The sequence below is a fragment of the Acinetobacter sp. TUM15064 genome (assembly GCF_008980265.1).
GTDB lineage: Bacteria > Pseudomonadota > Gammaproteobacteria > Pseudomonadales > Moraxellaceae > Acinetobacter.
On record NZ_BKFU01000126.1, the window covers coordinates 1 to 2,588 of the forward strand.

1 protein-coding gene and 1 pseudogene are annotated in these 2,588 nt (G+C 38.8%); both read left to right on the forward strand.

What is annotated here, in order from left to right:
* Positions 1–57 precede the first annotated feature (57 nt).
* Entirely contained in the window at positions 58–2,295 is a 2,238-nt protein-coding gene (locus tag GBI16_RS17880; RefSeq protein ID WP_151707596.1) for a TonB-dependent siderophore receptor, read from the forward strand.
* Positions 2,296–2,397: 102 nt separating this feature from the next.
* A pseudogene (locus tag GBI16_RS17885) lies at positions 2,398–2,588 on the forward strand (PKHD-type hydroxylase); the annotation flags it as partial.

Genomic DNA, 2,588 nt, shown 5'->3' on the forward strand with positions numbered 1-2,588 from the left:
GCGGTTATAAATAATAATTATTATCATTTGTGAAATTTTAGTTTCGGGGTGTCTATAATGTCATTTATTAAAACGCGTAAAAAATTGGTTTATACAGCGATAGCGTCATCATTATCTGTTATTGCAACCACAGCAATTGCTCAAGATCAAGTCGCGCAATTGGAAACAATTCACACTGAAGCGGCAGCAGAACAAAGTTTAAAAGTAGACAAATCTGCAAATAACAAGTTTGTAGCCCCTCTTCTTGACACACCAAAGTCAGTATCGGTCATTTCTAAACAGTTGATTGAAGACACTCAAGTTACAACGTTAAGCGATGCTTTACGTACAGTTCCTGGTATCACACTTGGGGCTGGTGAAGGTGGCAACCCAAATGGCGACCGTCCATTTATACGTGGTTATAGTTCTGAAAGCTCAATGTATGTAGACGGAATTCGAAGTTCGGCTTCACAAAACCGTGAAATGTTTGCTGTAGAACAAGTTGAAGTTACGAAAGGTTCTGCTTCTGCTTTAGGTGGTGCAGGTACTGCTGGTGGGAGTATTAATGTAATCTCTAAAGTTGCCAAAAAAGGTGACTTTTTAGAGGGTTCAGTTGGTGCTGGAACGGATAATTACCAACGTATTACCCTAGATGGCAACAAGGATTTCGGTAATGGTGTTGCTGCTCGTGTTGCAGTAATGGGACACCATAATGAGAAAGCAGGTCAAAAAGATGGAGCTGAATATGCACGTGTAGGTATTGCCCCAAGCATTACCTTTGGTTTAGACACAGCGACACGTACGACATTAAGCTATTATTATCTTGAGTCTGATGATACACCTGATTCGGGCGTACCTTATTGGAATTCATCGAATAATACAGCAACAGGTAAACCATTAAATGCCAAGCAAGGCATTTACTATGGTTGGCTAGATCGCGATTTTCAAAAACAAGAAAATCAAATTGGTACAATCAAACTTGAGCACGATCTGACTGATAATTTAACCATCAGTAATACTGCTGTTTATAGTAACTCTAAAAATGACTATATCTGGACACAGCCAGATGACAGTCAGAAAAATATTGCAAACGGTGAAGTATGGCGCCGTGTGAACTCTCGTATTACCGATACTAATACTTTTACAGATCAACTGGCTTTAACTGGAAAATTCAATACAGGCTCAATTAAGCACAGCTTTAATGTAGGTGCTGAATATAGTGATCAAGAATCTGATAAAGGTTCGTATACTGTTACATCAAAATCAGGAAAACCAATTACTGGCTCACCTACAGCGGGCGCATGTTCACTTGGAATAGGTGCAGCTTCTGATTATTGGTGTACTGATGCATTCAATCCAAATTCAAAAGATCCGTGGTTAGGCAATGTTGCTACAAATAAAGCAGTAACAACAACTACGGCAACAACCGCTTCTGTATATTTACTAGACAGTATTGAATTTAATCCGCAATGGTTGTTAGACCTCGGCTTACGTTGGGACAAGTTTGAAACTGAGCTGAAGACCAATGCAACTGGTGCTAAAATTGAAAGTGATACAGACTTTTTCTCTTATCAAGCAGGTTTGACATTTAAGCCTGCTGAGAATGGCAGTATTTATGCAAGCTTTGCAACTTCTGCCAACCCAGTTGGTATCGATGCAGGTGACGGTTCTGAAACTTCGGTGTCGGCTGTCAATAAAGATCTAGATCCAGAAGAAAGCCGTACCTTTGAAATTGGTACAAAGTGGGATTTATTTAACGAAAAGTTAAATGTAACGGCTGCAATTTTCCGCACAGAAAAACAAAATACTCGTATCTCGCTTGATGCAAATACCACAACAAACGGTGGGTCAAGCAAAGTTGATGGCTTTGAACTGGGCTTAAACGGCAACATTACTGATAAATGGGCGATTTCTGCGGGTTATACCTACTTAGATAGTGAATCAACCAAAAATGGTGTGAGCTGCCGCGGTACATCATGTACAGACCAAACCATTTATAATGGTAATGTAATGCCAAACGTTGCGAAAAACAGTGCAACTCTTTGGACTACTTACCAAATTATGCCCCAGTTCACTTTAGGTGCTGGCGCAATTGCAATGGACAAAGTTTATGGTGACTTAGCAAATACTATATATGTCCCAGGCTACGTTCGCTACGATGCTATGGCACGTTACAACATCAACAAAAGTGTTGATCTACAGTTAAATGTCAATAACTTGGCAGATACACGTTACTTCACTAAAGCTTATGCATCTCACTTTGCGTCTGAAGCAGAAGGACGAAATGCAGTATTATCCGTAAATTTCAAGTATTAATTTAAAACATTCGTTTCCTTATTATTTTGGATGTAGTTAAAAATAGCCTCAATTCTTTGAGGCTATTTTTCAAATCTGCTCTTTATAATTTGAGGTAATCATATGATTCATCATATTCCTAATGTCCTTAGTAAAGAACAAGTTCAATATTTTCGAGACGAAATGGAAAGAATTGAATGGATCAATGGAAAAGTCACGGCTGGAACACTTTCTGCATTGGTTAAACAAAATCAACAACTGCCTGAAGATCATCCCCTTACGCACCATCTTAGTAATATTATTTTAGAATCACT

Coding starts and splice junctions, on each gene's coding strand:
- GBI16_RS17880 (WP_151707596.1), top strand. CDS start 58: ATGTCATTTATTAAAACGCGTAAAAAATTGGTTTATACAGCGATAGCG.